This window comes from Herbaspirillum sp. WGmk3, from assembly GCF_023952535.1.
GTDB classification, from domain to species: Bacteria; Pseudomonadota; Gammaproteobacteria; order Burkholderiales; family Burkholderiaceae_D; genus Herbaspirillum; species Herbaspirillum huttiense.
The window spans coordinates 1,140,073-1,160,917 of sequence record NZ_JAKYWT010000002.1; the positions used below are offsets into that span (position 1 = coordinate 1,140,073).

The window sequence follows — 20,845 nt, forward strand, 5'->3', positions numbered from 1 at the left end:
CTCATTGCTCCTGCTTCTTCAACAGCCACACCGACAACCCCAGGATCACCGGTGCGGCCAGCACCAGCGGCCAGAACGAGGCCCCCAGGTCACCCACCGCCAGCGCCTTGCTGAACACGCCACGGCTGATGGTGAGGAAATGCGTGGCCGGATAGACCTGTCCGATCAGCGCACCCATCCCTTCAAGCGAAGAGACCGGATTCAACAGTCCGGCGAACTGCACGCAGGGAATGATGGTGCCGATCATGGTCACGAAGAGGGCGGCAATCTGGCTGCGCGTAAAGGTCGAGGCAAGCAGCCCGAAGCCGGTCGAGCAGATGATGAACACCAGCGCCGCCAGCGTCAGCGTGAAGAGACTGCCCTTGACCGGCACCCCGAACACGGTCACGGCCAGCAGCGTCAGCATGGCGAAATTGAGCATGCCCAGCACCAGATAAGGCAGCTGCTTGCCCAGCAGGAATTCGGTACGCGTGACCGGCGTGACGTAGAGATTGAGGATGGAGCCCAGCTCCTTCTCGCGCACCACCGACAGCGCCGTCAGCATGGCCGGGATCATCATCAGCAGCAGCGGGATGATGGCCGGCACCATGGCCGGGAGGCTCTTGACGTCAGGGTTGTAGCGATAGCGCGTCTCGATGGTGGCCGGCTGCGCCAGGCGTTGACCCAGCCGGTGCGTGGCCATGTCGGCCAGCCACAGTTGATGCATGCCCAGCACGTAACCGCGCACGGTCTCGGCGCGCGTGGGCATGGCACCATCGACCCAGGCCCCTACTTCCACCGGCTTGCCGCGTGCGATGTCACGGGCGAAGCCGGGCGGGATTTCAATGGCCAGAGAGATCTCGCCGCTGCGCATGCGGCGGTCCAGGTCCTGGTAATCGCGGATGGGCGGCTGCTCGATGAAGTAGCGCGAACCCGACAGGTTCAGCGCATAGTTCTGGCTCAGGCTGGTCTGGTCGCGGTCGAGCACGGCATAGCTGAGGTTTTCCACGTCGAGGTTGATGCCATAGCCGATGATGAACATCAGGATCACCGTGCCCAGCAAGGCCAGGGTGGCGCGCACCGGGTCGCGCCGCAGTTCCAGGCTTTCGCGCTGGCTGTAGCTGAGGGCGCGGCCCAGGCTGGTGCGCAGGCGGCCATCGCCAGCTGGCGCGGGGTTCCGGGCCGATGTGACTTTTACTTCAGGCGCAGGCGGCATTGCGCCCTTCCCGGCCGCTTCTTCCAGGTACCCAATGAAGGCTTGTTCCAAAGTAGCCGACCCGCGCTGGCGGATCAGCTCCTCCGGCGTGGCGCTGACCAGCACGCGCCCGGCGTGCATGAGCGAAATGCGATCGCAGCGCTGGGCCTCGTTCATGAAATGGGTGGAGATGAAAATCGTCACCTGGTCGCGCCGCGCGAGATCGATCATCAATTGCCAGAACAGGTCGCGCGCGATCGGGTCCACGCCCGAAGTCGGTTCATCCAGGATCAGCAGCTCCGGCTTGTGCACCATCGCCACGGCCAGCGAGAGCCGCTGGCGGATGCCCAGCGGCAGGCTTTCGGGCAGGCTGTCCATCACCTCCTGCAGGCCGAAGCGCTGCGCCATCTCGTCGGTGCGCGCCGCGATCTGCTCCTGCGGCACGCGATACAGCCGTGCATGCAGCACCAGATTCTGGCGCACGCTCAATTCGCCATACAGCGAAAAGGCCTGCGACATGTAGCCCACACGCGCCCGCGTAGCCATGTCGCGCGGATCGACGGCCTGGCCGAACAGCCAAGCCTGGCCTTCACTGGCAGGCAGGAGGCCGGTCAGCATCTTCATGGTGGTGGATTTGCCGCAGCCGTTGGAGCCCAGGAATCCGAAGATCTCGCCGCGCCGGATGCGGAAGTCCACATGGTCCACCGCCACAAAATCGCCGAAGCGCATGGTCAGGCCGCGCGCTTCGATGGCGAACTCGGCTTGCCGCGCCGGGTCCAGCGGTGTCACCTGCACGGGCTGGTGGCCGCGCCGTTTATCGGGTGGCAGCAAGGCAATGAAGGCCTCTTCCAGTGCCGCCGTGCCGGTGCGCGCATGCAGCTCGGCAGGCGTGCCGGTGGCCAGGACCTGGCCGTCATCCATGGCCACCAAAAAATCGAAGCGGTCGGCTTCTTCCATGTAGGCCGTCGCCACGATGACGCTCATGCCGGGCCGCTGCTGGCGTATATGCGCGATGAGGTCCCAGAACTGCGCACGCGAGAGCGGATCGACGCCGGTGGTGGGCTCGTCCAGGATCAGCAGGTCAGGGTCGTGGATCAGCGAACAGCACAATCCCAGCTTCTGCTTCATGCCGCCGGAGAGCTTGCCCGCCGGCCGCGCCAGGAAAGGCGACAGGCCGGTGCCGGCGGTCAGCGTATCGATGCGCTGGCGGCGCTCCTGCGCGGACTGGCCGAACAGGCGGCCAAAGAATTGCAGGTTCTCCTCCACCGACAGCGTCGGATACAGATTCTTGCCCAGACCCTGCGGCATGTAGGCGATGCGCGGGCAGACCGCTTCACGATGCGCGGCCCGGCGCATGTCGCCACCGAGGACCTCCACGTCCCCTTCCTGCAGGGCACGGGCACCGGCCACCAGCGACAGCAGGCTGGATTTGCCCACGCCATCCGGCCCGATCAGGCCGACCATGCAGCCGGCCGGAATTTCCAGCGAGATCGCCTGCAGGGCCGGCTTCTGGCCATAGCGCAGCGACACGCCCGACAGGCGCGCCACCAGGCTTTGGCCAAGGCTCTCTGTCATTGCGGGACCTTCACCGCCAGCGTGGCGGGCCAGTCACGCGCATGGTCGGTCCGCACCCAGGCCACGCCGGGCAAGCCGGTCTTGACCAGGGTCAGGTGCTGGCGCAGCAGCGCCGGATCGATCTTCGCCTTGACGCGAAACATCAGCTTCTGCCGCTCGCTGGCGGTCTCTACCGTCTTGGGCGTGAACTGCGCGGTACTGGCCACGAATGAAATACGCGCCGGGATCACGTATTGCGGGGCGGCGTCCAGCACGATGCGTGCCTCGCCACCCAGCGCCAGCTTGCCGGCGACGGTCTCGGGAACGAAGAAGGTCATGTAGACATCGCTCAAGTCCACCAGGTTGAGCAGCTTGCCGCCCCCGCCCAGCACTTCACCCGGCTGAGCGATGCGGTATTGCACGCGTCCGGCGCGCGGGGCCACGAGCGTGCTGTCGTCGATGTCGACCTTGACGCGCTGGACCGTGGCCACAGCGGCCGTGACCGTAGCACGCGCACCGCTGACCTGGGTGCGTGCGGCAGCGACGGCGGCCTGGGCGGCGGTCACTTGTGCCTTGGCGGCGGTGACGGCGGCTTCCATGCTGAGCACGCGGGCACGGTCATCGTCCACTTCCTGCAGCGAGGAGGCGCCTTCCTTGACCAGCACCTCCGAGCGCGCCAGGCGACGCCGTGCCGCATCCAGCTCGCTGGCGCGCTGCGCGGCCTGGGCCAGCGCGGCCTGATGATCGCTCTCACGCACGGCCACTTGGGCCTCGGCACTGGCCACGGCCGAGACCGATTGCTGCTGGCGCGCCTGGGCCTCGTCGCGCTGGGCTTCCAGCGAGAGTACCTGCATGCGGGCCAGCGGCTGGCCGGCGCTGACGAAGTCGCCTTCATTGACGAGGATGGCATCGACCCGGCCACCCAGCTTGGTGGCCACATCCACTTCGGTGGCTTCGATGCGGCCGTTGCCGTTGACGAATCCCTCGCCGGGGCCGCTGTGGTGCAGGCGCAGCCAGGCATAGGCCGCACCGCCGGCGAGGAGCACGGCCAGCGCGGCGGCCAGCAGGGGTTTCTTGGCGTGAGGGAGCGTCATGGTCGGGGTCCGGAAGAAAGGGGGAAAGCCGCAGGCGCATTGCTGTCGCCACCCAGCGCCGCATACAGCGCCACCGACGAGGACAGCAGCGCACGCCGGATCTGCACCCGTTGCTGGCGTGCGCTCAGCAGGTCGCGCTGGGCATCCAGCACGTCGAGGAAAGGCGCAGCGCCGTTGTCATAGCGCAGCGTGGACAGGCGCGCCCGCTCGGTCTGCACTTGCACAGCCGTCTCGGCAATGGCCAGCTGGCGGGTCAGCCACTGGCGCGCGGCCAGCGCATCGGCGACGTCGCGGAAGGCGGACTGGATGGTTTTTTCGTAATTGGCCACGGCCAGGTCGCGCCGCACTTCGGCCAAGTTCAGGTTGTTGCGCAGGCGGCCTGCCGTGAAGATCGGCAGCGACAGGCTGGGCGAGAAACTCCAGGCATGGCTGCCATCGCGGAACAATCCGCTCAGTTCAGCGCTGGCCGTGCCGAGCTTGCCCGTGAGCGAAATGCCGGGAAAGAAGGCCGCGCGTGCCGCACCAATGTTGGCATTGGCCGCTTGCAGGCGGTGCTCGGCAGCGGCCACGTCGGGGCGGCGGGTCAGCAGCAGCGAGGGCGTGCCGGGCGGCAGCTCCGGGAACGCAGACTCCAGTGCCGGCCGCGCCTGGCCGACTGGCAGCTCCAGCGGCGAACCGACCAGCAGCGTGAGTGCATTCAGACGTTGTGCGCGTTGCTGCTCCAGTTGTGCGCCCAAGGCCTGGGCTTGCGTGAGCAGGGTTTCGATCTGGGTCAGGTTCAGGCGCGAGGTGGCACCGACCTCGACCCGGCGCGCAAAGATGCGATAGCTCTCCTGCCGGCTGGCGATGGTATCGCGGGCAATGGCCAGGCGTTCGTCGATCTCGGCCAGCTCCAGCCAGGCATCGGCCACCTGGGCTACCAGGCTCAGGGCCGCGGCACGGCGGGTGGCTTCGCTGGCCAACGCGGTTTGCAGCGCGGCGTCATCCAGGCTGCGCAGGCGGCCCCACAGGTCCAGCTCCCAGGTGCTCAGGCCCACGCCGGCCTGATAGGCGCTGCCGACCAGCGGGCGTCCGGTCAGGTTGAGGTCGGCCGGAGTGCGCGAGCGATCCAGGCCTGCCTGTGCGCCAACGGTGGGAAACAGGTCGGCGCGCTGGATGCCGTAGAGCGCCCTCGCCTCCTCGACCCGCAAGGCCACTGCCCGCAGGTCGCGGTTGTTGGCCAGAGCCTGGGTAATGAGGGCTTGCAGTTGCGGATCGCGGAACCAGGCTTGCCAGCCGAGTGCCGGTGCGGCTTCACCCGCGCCATCGGCCTGCTGCGGATAGTGCGCCGCCACCGGTGCAGCGGGCCGCTGGTAATCCGGCGCCATCGACTGGCAGGCCACCAGCAGGAGCGGCAAGGCAGCCAGCAAGGGACGGATTCGCAGAGAGGGTTCGCACATCGTGATTCTCGGCATCGGCAGGAAATGGAGCGACGGAAAGCTTCGTCAAAAGCTTCGTCTTGAGTGACCACATTATGAAGAGCCCTGCTGAAAACCCGATTGATGTACGTCAGGTTACTGACTGATGAGTCGGTAATTTATGAAGAATGTGACGGGGGGGAGGCCTGAGAGAAGGCGTCTGCGGGGGAAGTGCAAAAAGTGCGAAAAATGCGGAAAGACGCGCCGGGCAGCGTGGCTTTATTGCGCCACGCCGACCTGGTCGACGTAATGGCGCACTTCGGCGGCAACGGCGGTGAACAAGCTCTGCAATTCGGGCAGCTGCGGCTGGGCGCTTTGGGGCGGTTCGGCGCGGGACTGGGTTTCCACGCTCTTGAGCAGTTCGGTCAGCACGCCGGCCCCGACCAGGGCGGTCATACTTTTGAGGCTGTGTGCCTCGCGTTTGACCTGGGCTGCGTCATCGGCGCGGATGGCTTGCGCCAGCCGGTCGAAGGTGGCGGGAGCGCTCTGGGCGAAGGTGCCGAACATGTGGCGGCAGGCAGCGGCATCGCCACCCATGGCATCGAGCAAGGGTTCGGGGTTGATGTGCTGGTATCGGTGGTCGTTCACGCGTTTCTCCCTGTGGCCGACGCAATATACGCAAGATATTGCTCCTGTGCCAATTTGTTTTGAGCAGCTGGTCCGGCGTACGGGCGCGCCGGGTCGTGAGCGGTGACTGAAGTACGGTGAAGTGTGTAACGTAACCAAGCAGGTAACTGTCGTCAATCACAACCGTGGTGACGCACGCAAAAAACCGCCCGGTGAGACGAGCGGTTGATGGAAGTGCGGCCCTGCAGACGAAGGCCGCACCCTGCTGCAGTGAAGCGATCAGGCAGCGCGTTCCAGGCGCTGGATGTTGCTGTCCTCGGCGGCACCGATTTCGATCTTGCGCGGCTTCAGCGCTTCGGGGATTTCACGGACCAGCTCGATGTTGAGCAGGCCGTTTTCCAGATTGGCACCGACCACCTTGATGTGGTTGGCCAGCTGGAAGCGCTGTTCGAAGTCACGGGCGGCGATGCCACGGTGCAGGAAGTTGACCTGCTTGTCTTCCTTCTGCTTGCGGCCGGTGATCTTGAGGGTTTCGTTTTCGGTCTCGATGTCGATTTCGCTGCGGGCGAAACCAGCCACGGCCATGGTGATCCGGTATTTGTCCTCGGCCACCAGTTCGATGTTGTACGGCGGATAGCTGGGCTGATCAGCGCGCTGGGCGTTGTCGAACATCTGGGCCAGGCGATCGAAGCCGATAGCGGTACGGTACAGGGGGGAGAGATCAAAAGTACGCATAAAAATATCCTTTCAGTTAAGCGATGTTTTCGTCGCAGACCTCAACGTCGAGCATCTGCTGGTACCGATCTAGGGATGGGGATTTTGGTTTTCAAGGGATTTTTTCGAAAAAATTGAAGGTTCTCTATCCCGGCTTTTTCCTCATTGCAACTCGTTGCCGCATTCCATTAATCACGTTCGCTCGCGTGCGTACTTGTTACCAGTCAGGATGAACAGGTCCTAGTGGTGGGTCATGACCGAAAGGTCGAAACTGATCATGCACCTTGTGAGAGGCAAATAATTTATCAATATGCGCTCTCCCTCTTTTCTATAAAACAAATAGGCATCGAAGTGAGGCGTATGGAATGGATCGGACTTTTTCTCAATCCAACCCAAATTCAGAGATGCGATCTTTTCCGCCAACGAACGAGCATCCAGACACATAGGTACCACGTAGGGATAAGGAGACCTTCCGCGGCCCCACCAATCAAATCCGAAATAGCTGGCTTTGGGCACAACAGTAATTCCCGTTCCGAAATACCAGTCGACGGTGGCATTGCTAAAAACCTTGTACCACCTGCTGTCAGCATTAAGTGACGCAGGATATAGTTTTTCTGAATTCTGAATCGTCATATCAAAAATCTTTTCGATTTTTTCTTTCGACAGATCGTCAGCGGGTGTCCGCAACACTTGTATCAATTTTTCTTGAATATCATCGGGGGTGAATGGAAATGGCGGCTTCCACGCCCCTTGTGCCCATATTTCTTCAGCACTAACTTCTGGCTGTTTTATCGGGAGTGGTGGCATCACTGCCAGCGCAGTTTGATTGCAGGTGATTAGGGCCGCAACAAAAGCTAACAATAAAAAATCAGCCCTCAATTTGCTGTTCATTTTTTCTCCCAGAAGGATGCGGCATCGTCCTGTCGCACATCTTCTCGCATTAGCCTGACGTTTTGCTGAACCTGTCTAAAAGGTCCGGCAAGATCAGGAAGCGCACCTCCTATTCAAAACAACCGACATAAAAAGGGGAACTTGATTGTCATCTATTAAAGCAATTCCAGAGATTCCATTCACTGCCCCATCACTTGGCCTTATCATCGGTTTTTACTGTGCGATGCGACCCGTTGAGCAAGCTTCCTCGGTATCCAAATGTGTCTTGCAAATTCTTGAAGAAAACTTAAGGGCGCTTCCATCAGTACACAGAGCAGATCGGATAGCCGCTTGATCCAATAACGGTACTAAAAAAATGGTGAACCTGGTCTCGATCATCTGCTTGCTAACTATCCCCGCACTGGCACAAGCGCAAATCAACATCGGCTTCTACAAGCAAGAAAAGAGCGGCCTGAGCCTCTACACGACCGCCCCTCTGACGGCAATTCACAGGATTGCACTTTGTGCTGATCCGTCTGATAACCCGTCAGCTTGCCATTGGCTCAAACCAAATGAGTTCAAGCAAGCTGAACCAGTGGATGATGTCATGGCAGAGCAGACAGTGATGCACTACCGCATGAGCAGGCACATCAGTCCTGGCATCAAGACAGGACAGGGCATCGCGATCATCAACGCTGAGCAGGTCAGGCGCTCGGCCAACAGCAGCTTCATCGCAATCGCCCAGCGCAAGCACTACAAGATTCTGATTTGTACGGGTGTTGAAGGAATCAACCTTGAGCTGCTCGATGGCCCGCGCAAGCTTCACAGCCTGTATTTCTATCTCGGTTACGATACCCTTCCCACTTGTGAAAATACCGGGCCGATCGACGTCAAGAGCCAGTAAATCGGAATATCAAATCACTACCAGACATAGAAGACGTGCTGAAAGCCTTCCTCGCCACAATGGCAACAACAGAAGATGCCTCATGGATTCTTTATGTTGTCGCTCTTTTTCAGGTCTCGGTTGCGGTCCTTCATCTTGAAAAGCGGTTCCACCATCGGACCATATCGACCATCCTTCTGGTCGTCTCCGCTCTGCTGGTTCCACTGCTTTTGATCGCCGGGTTTTACATTGCAATGCGACCCGTCGCATAAGAGTCACCGTATTTCGAATGCGTCTTACGTCTGCCAGCCCCTTGAAAATTGCCGATCCAGCTCCAAGGCAACACGCTCGCGCTCGTTGCGCACCGCCTGCGCGCCCGCTGCCAGGCCCTCCATGACCGTAAAACGCAAGTCATGCAGCCCGACGGTCGCCAGCGCCACCTTCAGATAGGGCGTGAGGAAATCCGGCTGCCGCGCCGACGCGCCGGTGAAGCGCCCGCCGGAGACCACCGCCACATGCACCGGCCGGTCACGCAGCAGGCCCGCTTTGCCATCCGGGGTGATGGCAAAGGTCCGGCGCACCCGCACCACGTGATCGATCCAGGCCTTCAGGACCGAGGGCGCCGTGTAGTTGTGCATGGGCGTGCCGATCACCACCTGGTCAGCCTGCTCCAGTTCTTCAATGAGACGGTCCGACAGGGCCAGCGTGCCCTGCCCCGCATCACTGCCGTCCAAGGCAAAGGGGGAGCCCAGCGCATCGGCATAGACAGCATCGACATGCCCGATGCCGCTGGCGTACAGGTCACGCAGGATGACCTCGGCCTGTGGATGCTGTGCGCCAAGGCGCTCGACGATCTGACGGGACAGCCACCAGGCATTCGAAGCCTCCTGCCGCGGCGACGCAAGCAGATGCAGAATCTTCATGCGACAGCTCCGATAGCCTTGCCGAAGCGCAGTGAGCCAGTCAGCATGCCCTGGCGGAAATAGAAGCGCTGTGCCAGCGCATTGGCCATGCCGGTATCGAGCACGAGACGCACGCAACCGGCCTGGGCCGCCACCTCCTCCATCGCAGCCAGCAGCCGTTCGCCCCAGCGCTTGCCGCGCTCAGTACCGGCCGCCACCAGGTCATCGACATAAAGGAAAGGACCGTAGACCAGGTTCTCCTGGAAGCGGTAACCGGCGAGCGCAACGACCTTTCCCTGATCCCAGGCGGCCAGGATGCGGTAGCCCTGCGGGATGGCGCGGCCGATGCGCTGCAGGAACTCGTCGCTGTCGCGCAGGTGCGGACGCAGTTCGTGCATCACGGGAAAACAGGCTAGCTGGTCGGAGGCGCTATCGGCGTGGCGTAGCGCGTCGTCGGTGAGGCGCCAGTCGGGCGCAGGAGTGATTTCGGAAACTGGATCCATGGTAAAAGGGTCGATGCGATCAGAGTGGAAAGAGCTTCATCCTAATGAGCCGATGGCATAATCGGGAGATCCAAGAAATGACATTTCGACTGGTCCATGATTTCCCTGCCTCCCTCATCCTTGATCCGCCTCGACAGCAGCACCGGCGAAGCGTACTACCGCCAGATCTACGCACGCCTGCGCAGCGCCGTGGCTGACGGACTGCTGCGGCCGGGTGATCGGATTCCCTCGGCACGCGCACTGGCGGCCGAATTGGGATTGGCGCGCGGCACGGTAGAGGCCGCCTATTCGCTGCTCGCCGCCGAAGGCTACGTGGAGGCGCGCGGACAAGCCGGCACAGTGATCGCCGCCGGGGTCCGCCCGGCAGTGCAGGCAGCGGCCAGCAAGGCAACGGCGGCTCCTTCGCGGACATTGCCTGTGGCCGCGCGCCATCCTCTCCTGCCGGAAGAGGGACAGGCCGAACCCAAAGGCCCGCGTCCCTTCCAGATGGGCATCCCGGCGCTGGACGCCTTTCCGCGCAAGATCTGGGCACGCCTGGCCGCACGCGCAGCGCGGGCCACGCAAGCCGCCGACATGCTCTATCCCTCCCCGGCCGGACTGATGGCGCTGCGAACGGAAATTGCGCGCTACCTGCAATTGTCACGCGGTATCGATTGCCGCGCCGAACAGGTCTTCGTCACCTCCGGCTATCGCGACAGCCTCAACCTGATCACCCGCACCCTCCTCCAGCCGGGCGACAAGATCTGGGTGGAAGACCCCGGCTACGCCCCGACCGCCGCCCTGCTGCGCGAAGCCGGCATGCAACTGGCCGGCGTGCCGGTGGACGCCGACGGCATGCAGGTCGAGTACGGCCAGCGCCATGCCGCCCACGCACGCGCAGCCGTGGTGACGCCAGCGCATCAGAGCCCGACTTGCGTGGCCCTGTCGCTGCCGCGCCGCCTGGCCTTGCTGGAATGGGCCGCGCGTGAGCAGGCGTGGATCGTGGAAGATGACTACGACGGCGAATACCGCTACGTCAGCCGCCCCTTGCCCGCACTCAAGAGCCTGGACCGCGAGGACCGCGTCCTCTATGCCGGCACCTTCAGCAAGGTGCTGTTCCCGGCCATTCGCCTGGCCTACCTGGTGGTGCCGCAATCGCAAGTGGAGCGCTTCAGGCAGAGTGCGCAGCTCTTCTCCGGTGCCGCGCCGGCCCTGACGCAGCATATCGTGGCCGACTTCATGGCCGAGGGGCATTTTGCCCGCCACATCCAGCGCATGCGGCGCCTGTATGCCCAGCGCCGTACCGTGGCCATTGCCGGTCTGGAAGGCGTATTGCATTCCCATGTCCGGATCGATTCGCCGCCCGGCGGCATGCATCTGCTGTTGCGTCTGCAGGGCCGCCGCTCGGACCGGCTGCTGGCGGAAAAGATGCGCCAGCACGGCATGTTCAGCCGCGCCCTGTCGGAATGCCTGCTGGCACCGCGCCCCGGAGTGCCACCGATGATCATGCTCAGCTTCACCAACATCGACAGCCGCCGCCGTGCCGCCGAGCTGGCAAGGCGTATCCTGCCCCTGCTGGCACCGGTCTGACATGGACTAGTGCAAATCACCATTCTTGGCACTTATCGACTGGTCCATGCAGGTGCATGATGGCGACTCGTTTCCATCACATCCAGGAGCTAGTCCCCATGTCCGCCCGCATCGATCTCTACAAGAATGCCACCGCCGCCTACGACGGCCTGCTGGCCGTGAACCGTCATCTCAAGCAATGCAGCCTGCCCGCCGACCTGGTGGAGCTGGTGTTTTTGCGGGTGTCGCTGATCAACGGATGCGCCTACTGCATCGACAAGCATTCGCGTGACCTTCTCAGCAGCGGCATGCCGGTCGACAAGCTGGTGCTGGTCCCGGTCTGGCAGGAAGCCGGCCCGCTCTTTACCCCGCGCGAGCAGGCCGCGCTGGCCTGGGCCGAAGTGGTCACGCGCATCGACCAGACGGCCGCGCCGGATACGGATTACCAGGCCGTGACCCAGCACTTCACCGCACAGGAGTACAGCGAACTGAGCATCGCCATCGCGCTGATGAATGCCATGAACCGGCTGGCCATACCCGGCCGCATGCCGCCACAGGCAGCACGCGCCTGACGCGTTGGTGCGGGCGGGCCTCAGGCCGACTTCAACGCCGCCACCAGCGTGCGCAGCGCACTCTGCAGGCGCGGCTCCTTGAGCCGGGCATGCAGCCTTACCTGGGCCAGCGGCAGCTTGGGCAAGCCCAGGCGCTCGCCCACGTCCACCGCGCCGGGCGGAGCGCTGCGGTGGAGCAGCGCCGACACCGCCAGACCCGCACTGACCGCCGCCCCCACGGCCAGAATGCCGCCACCGACGAAGACCTCCACCCAAGGGATCCCCGCCGCATCGAGCCGCCGCAAGGACAGCTCGCGGACGCGGCAGGCCGAGGAAAACGTCGCCACCCGCAAGGCCGGACCGGCCCAGCATTGCGCATCGGGATGGGCGAACCAGCCGATGCGCTCTTCCATGACCAGCTTGCCGCCCTTGTCCTGCGGTTCGCGGCGCACGATGACGGCATCGAGCTCGCCGCGCTCATAGGCTGGCATCAGGTCATGCGAGGAACCCACGCGTACCTCCACCACCACGCCGGGATCGACCGCGTGGACCTGCGCCAGCGCACGCGGCAAGGTGGCGCCGGCCACGTGGTCGCTGATGCCGACCGAGAAGCGGACCGGCCCCTGGTCCAGTTGTTCCAGCGCGCGCTCATGCGCGGCCAGCAGGCTGCGTGCGGCCGGCAGGAACTGCTGCCCTTCGGCCGACAGGCGCACTTGGCGCGGCGTGCGTTCCAGCAGGCGACGGCCCAGCCGCTGCTCCAGCTTCTTGAGCTTGAAGCTGATGGCCGATTGCGTGCTGTCCAGCGCTTCGGCCGCACGGGTGAAGCTTTGCAGGTCGGCGGCCAAGACGAAAGCCTGGACGGCGTCCAGATCCAGCGGTTTATCCATGGTGAAGGGTCCTCACGGTCCGAAATCCATGATGAAGAATTTCAATCATTGAAATCATCAATCAGTGGTTTTTCAAATGATTGCGCAAGCATAGCATGCAAGGCATGGAGTGAACGCGCTCCGCCATTTCCATCACCCGCAAGGAGAACATCATGCCCCTGGTCCGCATTTCCGTATTGCGCGGCAAGTCCCGCAGCTATCGCCGCGCCATTGCCGACAACATCTACGAAGCCCTGCGCGAGAGTTTCAACGTCCCCGAGGAGGACCGCTTCATGGTCATCACCGAGCATGATCCGGAAGACCTGGTCTTCAGCCGCAGCTACATGGGCATGGCGCGTACGGATGACTTCGTGCTCATCCAGCTGACGGTCAGCAATACCCGCACCCAGGCGCAGAAGAATGCGCTCTACGCCGCCATCGTGGCGCGCCTGCAGCTGGACCCCGGCATCGGGCAGGATGACGTGATGATCAGCCTGGTCGAGGGCGACAAGGGCAACTGGTCATTCGGGCGCGGGCTGGCACAGTACGTGATGTAGCGCCGCCGGGCGCAGCGCCTGCAGGCCGCGCTGCGGCCTGCTAGGATGTCGCTCATCGTCATCACTGCGCGGCTACCGCGCTTCTTCCATGCCCCCTGCGACATCCTGCCTGCGGCAGCCTCTGCGACACCTCACCCGTGGCCTGGCGGTCGTGCTGCTGGCGGCCGGGCTGACTGCCTGCTCTTCCTCCAGCAAGTACTACGATCCCAACAAGAGCAATCGCACCGAGACGGGGTTTCGCAACAACTACCCGCAGCCCGAACGCGGTTCCCTCTTGAAATGGCAGTGGGAGCGCCTGACCCAGGGCCTGCCCAAGCCGCCCGAAAACAATTACCATTTTCCCGTCGTCAAGCCCGACCTCGCCTGGCTCAAGAGCAACCACGGCAGTCCCAGCGTGACCTGGATCGGCCATGCCACTGCGCTGGTACAACTGGGCGGCAAGAACGTGCTGACCGATCCGATGTTCTCGCAGCGGGCCTCGCCCTTCTCCTTCATCGGACCGTCGCGCAAGGTGCCGCTGCCGGTACAGATCAGCGAGCTGCCGCATATCGACGTGGTGGTGATCTCGCACAACCACTACGACCATCTGGACCAGGCGAGCGTGGAGCAACTGAATCTTCAGGCGGGCGGACCGCCGCTGTTCCTGGTGCCGCTGGGGGTGCGTGACTGGTTCCTGTCGCTTGGCATCACCAATGTGAAGGAAATGGACTGGTGGGACAAGACCGTGATGGACAACCTGGACATCTACTTCGTCCCGGCCACGCACTGGTCGGCGCGTGGCGTGTTCGACCGTTCAGAGACCTTGTGGGGTGGCTGGGTCATCCAGGCGGCGGCGCAGCAAGCGGGTGCCGAGCCCTTCTCGGTCTATTTTGCGGGGGATACCGGCTATTCGAAGGACTTCCGCGACATCGGCGAACGCTTCGGCCGATTCGATTTGGCGCTCATCCCCATCGGGGCCTATGCGCCGCGCTGGTTCATGCAGAACCAGCACGTGGACCCGGCCCAGGCCGTGCTGATCCATGAGGACGTGCGGGCCAAGCGTTCAGTGGCCATTCATTGGGGGACCTTCGAGTTGGCCGACGATCCGCTCGACGAGCCGCCCAAGGAACTGGCCAAGGCCCTGCGTGAGGCGGGGTTGCCGCAGGAGCAGTTTGTTGCGCTCAAGCATGGGGAGACGCTCAAGCTGGATCAGTAAATCGGGAATGCATCAACAACAAGGCCCGCATCGTTTCCGATGCGGGCCTTGGGAAGCATGCGATAGCGAAAACGCGCTACGGCTGCAGTGCGAACCGGGCTGAACTGATTACAGTTTGGAAGCGATCAGCTTGCCCAGGCGCTCCACACCGGCGCGGATCTGCTCCGGCGGCACGGTCACGAAGGACAGGCGCAGCGTGTTCTTCTGCGCCACGTTGGCATAGAACGGTGCGCCGGGGACGAAGGCGACCTTCTCCTGTTCCACTGCTTCGTTCAGCAGCGCGCCGGCATCGAGGTGCTCGGGCAGCGTCACCCAGATGAACATGCCGCCTTCCGGCTTGCTCCAGCTGCAGCTGGCCGGGAAGTACTGTTGCAGCGCGTCCAGCATGGCCTGGCACTGGTCGCCATAGAGCTTGCGGATGGTGGGCACGTGCTGGTCCAGGAAACCGTCCTTGATGGCTTCGTACACCACCATCTGGGTCAGCTGCGCAGTGTGCAGGTCGGTGGCTTGCTTGGCCTGCTCCATCTTCAGGATCAGCGGGCGCGGCGCCACCACGTAGCCCAGGCGGATGCCGGGAGTCAGCACCTTGGAGAAGGAACCCATGTAGATCACGCCCGACGGATTCATCGACAGCATCTTGGGCAGCGGTGCATTCTGGTAGCTCAGGGCACCGTAGGGATCATCCTCGATCAGCGGCAGGCCCAGGCGGGCACAGGTTTCCAGCAGCTTGAAGCGGCGCTCGGTGGGCAGGGTGCGGCCGGTCGGGTTCTGGAAATTGGGCAGAGAATACAGCATGCGCGCGCCACCGGCGATGGCTTCGATGGTCTCGGGTTGCAGGCCGAATTCGTCGCTGGGCACCGACTCGAACTTGGCACCATACAGCGAGAAGGCCTGCAGTGCGCCCAGGTAGCTCGGGGTCTCGACCAGCACCTTGCTGCCTTCGTCGATCATGACCTTGCCCAGCAGGTCCAGGCCTTGCTGCGATCCGGAGACCATCAGCACCTGTTCGGCAGTGATCTGTGCGCCATCGGTGGACAGCGATGCGGCGATCCATTCACGCAGCGGCAGGTAGCCATCGGTGGGGCCGTATTGCAGGGCCATCTTGCCTTGCTGGCTCAGCACGCGGTCGAAGGCGGTCTTCATGTGCTCGACCGGGAAGGTCAGCGGCGAGGGCAAGCCACCGGCGAAGGAGGTGATGTCCGGACGCATCGTCACCTTCAGGATTTCGCGGATGGCCGAGCTCTTCATGGCTTCGGCGCGCTGGGAGAACTGCCACTGCAGCGGTGCGGGATTTTCGAGTTTCATACGGGTCGTTCAGTCTGTGTTCGGTGTGTGATGTGGTCGGGCCGGGCGGCTTCTGTGGCCGCCACTGCCCTGTCATGCAAGGCGATCAGGCGATCTCGGCGATCATTTCGATTTCGACGCAAGCGCCCATGGGCAGCTGCGCCACGCCGAAGGCGGAACGGGCGTGCTTGCCGGCGTCGCCGAAGATTTCGCCGATCAGCTCGGAAGCGCCATTGGTCACCAGGTGGTGTTCGGTGAATTCGCCGGTCGAGTTGACCAGGCTCATCAGCTTGACGATGCGCTTGACGCGGGTCAGGTCGCCGCCACAGGCCGCCTGCAGGGTGGCGATCAGGTCCACCGCCACGGCGCGCGCGGCCAGCTTGGCGTCGTCGGTGCCGATGTCGCGTCCCAGCTGGCCGACCCATACCTTGCCATCCTTCTTGGCCAGGTGGCCGGAGAGGAAGACGGTATTGCCGGTTTGTGCATACATCACATAGGCTGCTGCCGGGGTGGCCACGGCGGGCAGTTCGATGTTCAGTGCTTTCAGCTTTTCATAGACGGACATGCGGTACTCCCTGTTGGACAGCGCCCGCTTGCGGCCAAAAGGCAAATGGCTCGCGCGTTGCGCGTTGACAAAATGTGAAAAAACAAGTGCTCGATTATCTCAAAAAACAGCCGCTTTAGCCCGACCCAGCTGAACTATTTCGGCTCGCAAACCCGGTCAGAGCTGCGTCAGCGGCTTGCCGCCCCCTGCCTGCGCGGCCTTCAGCGACGCACCGCCATGCGGCGGCCGATGGCCACCACCACGATCACGGCCAGGGCAAAGAGCATGTTGCTCGCATCCAGCGCCTCATGGGCGATCACCGCCGCGCCCAGCAGGCTCATGAAAGGTTGCAACAATTGCACCTGCCCCACCCGGGCGATGCCGCCCAGGGCCAGGCCCTTGTACCAGAAGAAAAAGCCGATGAACATCGAGAACAGCGATACGTAAGCAAAGGCCAGCCAGGCTGGCGACGAAGCGCTCACGCCGTACTGCCAGCCCAGCCAAACCGACACCGGCAGCATCACCGGCAAGGCCACCACCAGCGCCCAGGCGATCACGTTCTGGCCGCCCATGGTCTGCGCCAGGCGTCCGCCTTCGGCATAGCCCATGGCCGCAGTGACCACGGCGGCAAAGAGCGCGAAATCAGCCAGATGGAAACTGCCGCCCCCTTCGCGCAGGGCAAAGGCGATCACGATGCCGGAGCCCGCCAGCGCGGCCAGCCAGAAACCTTTCGAAGGCCGCTCACCGAAGCGCAGCGCGCCGAACAGGGCCGTGGCCAGCGGCAGGAGGCCGACCACCACGGCACCATGGGCGGCCGGGACATAACGCATCGCAATCGAAGAAAACAGCGGGAAACCCACCACCACCCCCAGGGCGGTGATGATCAGGCCGCGCAATTGCTGCCGGGTCGGGCGCGGGGCCTTGATCCAGGCCAGCAGCGCCAATGCGCAGACCCCTGCCACGACCGCGCGGCCGAACGCCACGAAGGCCGGGTTGAGCTCGGCCACCGCAATGCGCGTGAAGGGCAGCGTGAGGCTGAAGATGGCCACGCCGATCAGGCCCAGCCACATGCCGCGGCTTTCGTGACGGGCCGTGCCGGCGCCGGGCGCTGCTGCGGGGTGGCTGGTCTTGCTGCTGGCTTGCATGAAGGTCCCCTGTGGTCAAAACGCGTTATTGATATAAATGATTTCCATGTCCTGCTGCTGTTACAGCCAGATCGCCAGCGCCGAATAGAGTGTCAGCAAGATCATGACCGCCGCAAAGATCGTGCGCCACCGGGGCTGTTCGAGATAGCGCCGCAAGAGCGCACCGGCACCGGCCCACACCGACACGCAAGGCAGGTTGATGGCACAGAACACCGCACAGTAAATCAGGATGGCCAGCCATCCGGACTGCTTATGCAACAACGGCATGAAGGCCGAGGCGCCGGTGATGGCCATCACCCAGGCCTTGGGATTGGCGAACTGGAACATGGCGGCCGCCCAGAACGACATCGGCCGCACCGCCCGCTCACCCGCCCCGGAGACGGCCATGCGGCGCAACTGCCAGGCCAGGTAGAGCAGATAAGCGCAGCCCAGTGCCTTCAACAGCAGCACCACTTGCGGCACCGCCACCACCAGCTCGCCTATACCGAATGCGCATACGGCCAGCAGCACGCCGAAGCCGAAGGTGATGCCCAGCATGTGCGGCAGCGAGCGACGAAAGCCGAACCAGATGCCCGAGGAGGTCAGCATGATGTTGTTCGGCCCCGGCGTGATGGAGGAGACGAAGGCAAATGACATCAGCGGCAGCAAGGCTTCGATCATGCGTTTCTCCTTTGCGCGGCCTGCGCCAGCGACACCACCTGGGCCGGCGCCAGCAGTGCATCGGCGGCCGCAACGGGGCGCGCCAGGATACTGGCAAACACGTCATGGTCGACATTGCCGCCGGACAGCGTGACGCCGATCTTCTTGCCGCGCAACCGCGTGCGCAGTTGCAGAGCGGCCGCCAGCGCACAGGCCCCCGCGCCTTCGGCCACGTTGTGGGTGGCGATGAAGGCCAGCTTCATGGCGTCCATCACTTCGTCATCGGTCACCGCGACGACCTCGTCGACCTCGGAGAGCATCACGTCCAGCGACGCCTGGTCCGGTACGCGACAGGCGACGCCATCGGCGATGCAGGTCGAGACCGGTGCCTCGATCTTGCGGCCCGCTTCGAACGAGAGCTTGTAGGCCAGCGCATGCGCCGAGACCACGCCGATGATGCGCGTCTTGAGCCCCAGTGCATTGCGGGCCGCGACCGCGCCACACATGCCCGAGCCCTGGCCGATGGGCACCAGCACCACGTCCAGCTCGGGCTGGGCGGCGAACAATTCCATCCAGTAGGTCGACACGCCCGCCACCAGGTCGCGATGGAAGGAAGGAATCATGTGCAGCTGCTGCTCGCGGGCCAGGCGCTGGGCGTGCTCGCGGCTATCCTGGAATTCGCGGCCGTGTTCGATCAGGTCCACGCCGAGTGCGCGCATGGCGGCGTTCTTCTCGCGGCTGTTGCCCTCGGGCACGACGATGGTGGCGGGAATGCCGAAGCGGCGCGCCGACAAACCCACCGACTGGCCGTGATTGCCGCGTGTAGCGGAAATGACGCCGGACAGTTGCGGCTGCTGCCGGGCCAGGTGATGCAGATAGACCATGCCGCCTCGCACCTTGAAGGCGCCGGTCGGTGCGTGATTCTCATGCTTGACCCATACCTCGGCACCCAGTGCCTGGTTCAGCAGCGGCCAGCACAGTTGCGGGGTCGGGGCCATGCCGGCATAGACGATGCCGGCCGCCTGCTCGATCTCGCCCAGGCCGGGCAACAGTTCGCTGGCAGTACGCGGGGCTTGGCTGGCTTGGATGGACAGGCTGGTCATGACAATGGTCTCCTCGAAAAGATGCGAAACAAGAGCACTGATCAACGTGTCACCCGGCACTTTGCCGCCAGGCCACTTACTCTTGCATTGGCTGACATCCTAGCCGACAATACCAGTACAGTACCTATACACTTTTCCAAATAGTTTCAAACATTGTCACGGTAAAATGACCAATACAGTCAAGCATCTGCGCAGCATCCCGTCCAAGACAGTTGCCGCTGACGCCGCCCTCCCCGGCTGGCCCATGCTGGTACGCGAGAGCGGAGAATCGCTGGTGGACCAGATCGTACGCGGCGTGCGCGCCCGCATCGACGACAAGCTCCTGCGCGGCGGGGCACGCATGCCCTCGATCCGGCAGTTTGCGGATGCCCACGAGATCTCGCGCTTTACCGTGGTGGAAGCCTTTGACCGGCTGGTGGCCCAGGGTTATCTGGAGTCACGCCGGGGCTCGGGCTTCTTCGTCAAGGAACGGGTGGCCGTCGCCAACGGTTACGGCAACCTGGCGGCCCAGGCCGAAGCGGTGGCCGAGGCCGAACGCGGGCTGGATGTGGTCTGGCTGGTGCGCAACATGTTCCGCCAGATGCCGCCGCACAAGATGCCCGGTGGCGGTCTGCTGCCACCGGACTGGCTCGATGGCGAGCTGATCGCCAACGCCCTGCGCGCCATCAGCCGCGACAATCCTTCGCTGCTGCTGGGTTATGGGACGCCGCTGGGCTTCCTGCCGCTGCGCCAGCAATTGCAGCTGAAACTGGCCGAGCTGGAAATCGCCGCCGCGCCCGACCAGTTCGTGCTGACCACGGGCGTGACGCAAGCCATCGATACCGTGGCACGCCACTTCCTGCGGCCGGGCGACGTGATCTTCGTGGATGATCCGGCCTGGTTCCTGATGTTCGGTTCCTTTGCTGCACTGGGGGCCAAGATCGTCGGCATTCCGCGTCTGGCCGATGGCCCGGACATCGCCCAGCTGCGCGAACTGGCCGAGATCCACAAGCCCAAGCTGTACGTGATCAACTCGGTGCTGCACAACCCGACCTCGACCTCGCTGTCGGCCGCCAAGGCTTTCCAGGTGTTGCGCATCGCCGAGGAACATGACTTCATCATCGTCGAGGACGACATCTATTGCGACATGCATCCGGGCTCCGCCGTGCAGGCGGCCACCCGTATTGCGGCACTGGACCAGCTACAGCGAGTGATCTATCTGGGGGGATTTTCCAAGACGCTGTCGGCCAACCTGCGCGTGGGCTTCATCGCCACCTCGGCCGAACTGGCGCGCAGCCTGGCTGACCGCAAGCTGCTCTCGACGCTCACTACCGGAGAAATCGGTGAACGGGTGGCCTACCGGGTGCTCTCCGAAGGGCATTACCGCAAGCATGCGGAACGCCTGCGCGCGCGCTTGAACGGTGCGCGCGACAAGGTCATGCGCCAGCTGGAACGCATGGGCATGGAAGTCGGTGATCCGCCGCCCTGCGGCATGTTCCTGTGGGTCGATACCGGGCGCGATACCAACGTCATGACCGAAGAAGCGATGGAACAGGGATTCCTGCTGGCACCGGGCAGCCTGTTCTCGCCTGCGCAACTGCCTTCCACCCGCATGCGCATCAACGTCGCCGGGATGTCGGACCCCGGCATCTGGCGCTTCCTGGAAAAGGCGATGGATCGCTGACCATCGCCCCGTTCCCGCACGCAGCCCCGCTT

20 protein-coding genes are annotated in these 20,845 nt (G+C 63.6%); 6 read left to right on the top strand and 14 right to left on the bottom strand.

Translation table 11 applies throughout. The features are described from left to right. Position 1: 1 nt before the first annotated feature. From rbbA to MKD49_RS11075, 6 genes are all read right to left on the bottom strand, one after another. Positions 2 to 2,749, bottom strand: coding sequence for a ribosome-associated ATPase/putative transporter RbbA (gene rbbA / locus MKD49_RS11050; RefSeq protein ID WP_252696284.1), 2,748 nt, complete (start codon positions 2,747 to 2,749; stop codon positions 2 to 4). After that, on the bottom strand, positions 2,746 to 3,822 hold the full coding sequence (locus MKD49_RS11055) for an HlyD family secretion protein (RefSeq protein WP_252696285.1): 1,077 nt from the start codon (positions 3,820 to 3,822) through the stop codon (positions 2,746 to 2,748). Before MKD49_RS11055 ends, rbbA begins: the two co-directional genes overlap by 4 nt. Then, the gene (locus tag MKD49_RS11060; protein WP_252696286.1) at positions 3,819 to 5,261 is read right to left on the bottom strand and encodes an efflux transporter outer membrane subunit; all 1,443 of its coding nucleotides are present in this window, start codon (positions 5,259 to 5,261) and stop codon (positions 3,819 to 3,821) included. The genes MKD49_RS11055 and MKD49_RS11060 overlap by 4 nt, the downstream gene beginning before the upstream one ends. Positions 5,262 to 5,498: 237 nt before the next feature. After that, positions 5,499 to 5,867, bottom strand: coding sequence for an Hpt domain-containing protein (locus MKD49_RS11065; RefSeq protein WP_134222026.1), 369 nt, complete (start codon positions 5,865 to 5,867; stop codon positions 5,499 to 5,501). 258 nt (positions 5,868 to 6,125) lie between these two features. Further along, positions 6,126 to 6,581 (bottom strand): Hsp20 family protein, encoded by a 456-nt coding sequence (locus tag MKD49_RS11070; RefSeq protein ID WP_134135119.1) that lies wholly within the window; start codon positions 6,579 to 6,581, stop codon positions 6,126 to 6,128. Between the two features lie 219 nt (positions 6,582 to 6,800). Beyond that, a complete protein-coding gene (locus MKD49_RS11075; protein WP_252696287.1) occupies positions 6,801 to 7,451 on the bottom strand; it encodes a hypothetical protein in 651 nt (216 codons plus the stop codon). A 355-nt stretch (positions 7,452 to 7,806) separates the two neighbouring features. Here MKD49_RS11075 and MKD49_RS11080 point away from each other — a divergent pair, with 355 nt between their 5' ends. Then, positions 7,807 to 8,334, top strand: a complete 528-nt coding sequence (locus MKD49_RS11080; RefSeq protein WP_252696288.1) for a hypothetical protein — start codon at positions 7,807 to 7,809, stop codon at positions 8,332 to 8,334. A gap of 275 nt (positions 8,335 to 8,609) precedes the next feature. On the opposite strand, the gene MKD49_RS11085 is transcribed toward MKD49_RS11080, so the two are convergent. Beyond that, on the bottom strand, positions 8,610 to 9,236 hold the full coding sequence (locus tag MKD49_RS11085; protein ID WP_252696289.1) for an FMN-dependent NADH-azoreductase: 627 nt from the start codon (positions 9,234 to 9,236) through the stop codon (positions 8,610 to 8,612). Continuing rightward, a complete protein-coding gene (locus MKD49_RS11090) occupies positions 9,233 to 9,718 on the bottom strand; it encodes a GNAT family N-acetyltransferase (RefSeq protein ID WP_252696290.1) in 486 nt (161 codons plus the stop codon). Before MKD49_RS11090 ends, MKD49_RS11085 begins: the two co-directional genes overlap by 4 nt. Positions 9,719 to 9,814: 96 nt before the next feature. Here MKD49_RS11090 and MKD49_RS11095 point away from each other — a divergent pair, with 96 nt between their 5' ends. Both MKD49_RS11095 and MKD49_RS11100 read left to right on the top strand, forming a co-directional pair. After that, positions 9,815 to 11,287 (top strand): PLP-dependent aminotransferase family protein, encoded by a 1,473-nt coding sequence (locus MKD49_RS11095; RefSeq protein WP_252696291.1) that lies wholly within the window; start codon positions 9,815 to 9,817, stop codon positions 11,285 to 11,287. Positions 11,288 to 11,385: 98 nt separating this feature from the next. Further along, a complete protein-coding gene (locus tag MKD49_RS11100) occupies positions 11,386 to 11,838 on the top strand; it encodes a carboxymuconolactone decarboxylase family protein (RefSeq protein ID WP_252696292.1) in 453 nt (150 codons plus the stop codon). A 20-nt stretch (positions 11,839 to 11,858) separates the two neighbouring features. On the opposite strand, the gene MKD49_RS11105 is transcribed toward MKD49_RS11100, so the two are convergent. Further along, complete coding sequence (locus MKD49_RS11105; RefSeq protein WP_252696293.1) at positions 11,859 to 12,704, bottom strand: LysR family transcriptional regulator; 846 nt, start codon at positions 12,702 to 12,704, stop codon at positions 11,859 to 11,861. 152 nt (positions 12,705 to 12,856) lie between these two features. Between MKD49_RS11105 and MKD49_RS11110 the strand changes: the two genes are divergently transcribed. Together MKD49_RS11110 and MKD49_RS11115 are read left to right on the top strand one after the other, a co-directional pair. Next, positions 12,857 to 13,240: a tautomerase family protein gene (locus MKD49_RS11110; RefSeq protein ID WP_252696294.1), complete on the top strand. Its 384-nt coding sequence runs from the start codon at positions 12,857 to 12,859 to the stop codon at positions 13,238 to 13,240. Positions 13,241 to 13,328: 88 nt separating this feature from the next. Next, on the top strand, positions 13,329 to 14,435 hold the full coding sequence (locus tag MKD49_RS11115; RefSeq protein WP_252696295.1) for an MBL fold metallo-hydrolase: 1,107 nt from the start codon (positions 13,329 to 13,331) through the stop codon (positions 14,433 to 14,435). Positions 14,436 to 14,543: 108 nt separating this feature from the next. Here MKD49_RS11115 and MKD49_RS11120 read toward each other — a convergent pair whose 3' ends face one another. The 5 genes from MKD49_RS11120 to MKD49_RS11140 form a co-directional block, all read right to left on the bottom strand. Beyond that, positions 14,544 to 15,740, bottom strand: a complete 1,197-nt coding sequence (locus MKD49_RS11120) for a PLP-dependent aminotransferase family protein (RefSeq protein ID WP_252696296.1) — start codon at positions 15,738 to 15,740, stop codon at positions 14,544 to 14,546. 85 nt (positions 15,741 to 15,825) lie between these two features. Continuing rightward, positions 15,826 to 16,284: a RidA family protein gene (locus MKD49_RS11125; protein WP_121039284.1), complete on the bottom strand. Its 459-nt coding sequence runs from the start codon at positions 16,282 to 16,284 to the stop codon at positions 15,826 to 15,828. Positions 16,285 to 16,484: 200 nt separating this feature from the next. Next, positions 16,485 to 17,408, bottom strand: a complete 924-nt coding sequence (locus tag MKD49_RS11130; protein WP_121039282.1) for a DMT family transporter — start codon at positions 17,406 to 17,408, stop codon at positions 16,485 to 16,487. Positions 17,409 to 17,468: 60 nt separating this feature from the next. Continuing rightward, a complete protein-coding gene (locus MKD49_RS11135) occupies positions 17,469 to 18,068 on the bottom strand; it encodes a LysE family translocator (RefSeq protein WP_252696297.1) in 600 nt (199 codons plus the stop codon). Beyond that, a complete protein-coding gene (locus MKD49_RS11140) occupies positions 18,065 to 19,150 on the bottom strand; it encodes a threonine dehydratase (RefSeq protein ID WP_252696298.1) in 1,086 nt (361 codons plus the stop codon). The genes MKD49_RS11135 and MKD49_RS11140 overlap by 4 nt, the downstream gene beginning before the upstream one ends. A 166-nt stretch (positions 19,151 to 19,316) precedes the next feature. Between MKD49_RS11140 and MKD49_RS11145 the strand changes: the two genes are divergently transcribed. After that, complete coding sequence (locus MKD49_RS11145) at positions 19,317 to 20,813, top strand: PLP-dependent aminotransferase family protein (RefSeq protein WP_134135103.1); 1,497 nt, start codon at positions 19,317 to 19,319, stop codon at positions 20,811 to 20,813. Positions 20,814 to 20,845 lie beyond the last annotated feature (32 nt).